This window comes from Marinobacter sp., assembly GCF_033722195.1.
GTDB lineage: Bacteria > Pseudomonadota > Gammaproteobacteria > Pseudomonadales > Oleiphilaceae > Marinobacter.
Map to the genome: position 1 here is coordinate 1 of NZ_JAWVZL010000197.1, position 2,090 is coordinate 2,090.

The window sequence follows — 2,090 nt, forward strand, 5'->3', positions numbered from 1 at the left end:
CCTTTCCAGTGATATCAGTGACATAGACGGTAACCTGCTGGGCAAGGACTATCGCTGGCGGTTCACAACAGCGGATGGTCAATGGCGAGAGGCTCACACCTTGCGGCAGAGCGTTGGTAGCCGGGTTCAACAGTTTCGTCAGGTGGATGCGCCCTCAGGATCCGATCTGGTGATCTGGAGCGAAGTGCCGGAAGGAACCGGGTTTAAGGCGTTGTGGTCGAGCTCCCCAAAAGCAGGGGCAGGGCTGGTACCGACTGCGCCGGTGCCGGTTAGCGAGAATGGCGGCCGGGTGGTGCGTTGGGAAATGGCCAGCAACAAGGATGGCGACGCCCTTGTTACCTGGCTCCAGGCCGACGACGATGTGCTGAATCTCTATGCCCGTCTCTATGACTTTGACCGCGGGCAGTGGGGTTCTGCCACGATACTGGCAGAAGACCTGAGGTTGCCGGATTTTCGGGCCAGCCCCGCAGTGAGCGCATCTGGCGATGCCGTGCTGGCTTGGTCTGCCAGCAATGTCTCAACCGGCCGTCAGGAATTGTTTGCCCGTCGCTATTCGGTTCAGGGGGACCGCTGGTCTGAGCCTGAAGTGGTTAATGCCGCGCTAGAGCACGGATTTGCACCACGCCTGGTGATCGGGGGCGGCGGTCAGGCCACTTTGCTGTATCTGGGCATGGAGCCCGGGGAGTCTGATTCCCATCTTTTGGTCCAACGCTACCTTCCTCAGGACGGATGGCAGCCTGCTGAGGAACTGAGCAGTCGAGTGGCCGACCACTGGACCCATACCCTGACCGCGAATGAACTGGGGAAGGTCGTGGTAATCTGGCAGGAGGCAGAGCCGACCGCCACCCGCCTGAGTGCCAGACAATTTGTCCCTGATGGAGAAGGCGGGGATTGGCAGCCTGCGGCAAGTCTCGTACATGATCGGGGAGCCTACAACGGGTACTCACTGACCATGGATGAGGTGGGCAACGTGGCCTTGATGTGGCGTCGGCAGGAAACCGGCGAGGAGGTGCTTTCCCGGCATCAGGTTGCCCATTACCTGGCTGCTGAAAACCAGTGGCTGTCAGGGCCGGTGACGTTGGGTGTGAGCCCGGATTATGCGAATGAGGGTCAATTGGCAGGTAATGAGCAGGGTGAACTGATCGCGGTTTGGCCGGCATTGCCGGAGGCCAACGCCATCGAGGGTGCATTGGTTGGCCGCCGATTTGATCCGGACACGCGGCGTTGGAGTTCGGCAATGGTCATTAGCGAGAGTGCGGCCCGCAAGGGGCAGCTCGCTGTGGCAATGGACGCGGTTGGTCACAGCCTGGTCGCCTGGTCCGAAGTTGTGGCGCCTCAAGGGCAGGCGCCAGGCACAACGCGGGTCCTGGCCAGTCGCTATAACCATTACACCGGCGAGTGGGAACTGCCGGAAGTGTTGGGGGAGCGTCAACGTGCGGGCATCGGTGTGCTGTTGAGGTTGAAAGAAGACAGCCGCGCTTCGGTCGTGTGGGGATCGGCGGCTCGATACGACAGCGATTTGCTCATCAACGAGTTCACGGCGCTCGATACCGACCGCGAACAGGCCGATTGAAGACCCATGGCCCCAGCGTCAAAGCGGGGGCCATGGTGGACAGATGGGCTTGGGATCAGTAACCGCCGTAGCCGCTGGTGGCGCTCATCCCGAACCACTCCGGGAAGATGAAGAGCAGAATCAACACCAGCGCCTGCAGGCCGATAAAGGGGATGACCCCTTTGTAGATATCGGTGGTTTTGACACTCGGGGGCGAGACCCCCTTGAGGTAGAACAGGCTGAATCCGAACGGCGGAGTCAGGAAGCTGGTCTGCAGGTTCATGGCAATCAGGATGGCGAACCACAGCATGTTGAGGCCCAGGGCTTCCGCCACCGGCGCCAGGATCGGCACCACGATGAAGGAAATCTCCACGAAGTCGATGAAGAAGCCCAGCAGCAGGATCACCAGCATGGACAGGATCAAAAAGCCCCACTTCTCGCCGGGCAGTTCCAGCATCCACTCCTCCAGCAGGTAGTCGCCGCCGGTGTAACTGAACACCATGGAGAAGGCGGTGGCGCCGATCAGGATGGCAAACAC

The 2,090-nt window shown here is 60.7% G+C and carries 2 protein-coding genes; one reads left to right on the plus strand and one right to left on the minus strand.

Annotated features, from left to right (window positions below; translation table 11 throughout):
- Positions 1-1,573 (plus strand): hypothetical protein (locus R3280_RS16760; protein ID WP_318999749.1); only part of this gene is annotated, 1,573 nt, incomplete at its 5' end.
- A gap of 55 nt (positions 1,574-1,628) precedes the next feature.
- On the opposite strand, the gene R3280_RS16765 is transcribed toward R3280_RS16760, so the two are convergent.
- The coding region (locus tag R3280_RS16765) for a TRAP transporter large permease subunit (protein ID WP_318999750.1) at positions 1,629-2,090 on the minus strand (462 nt) is incomplete at its 5' end.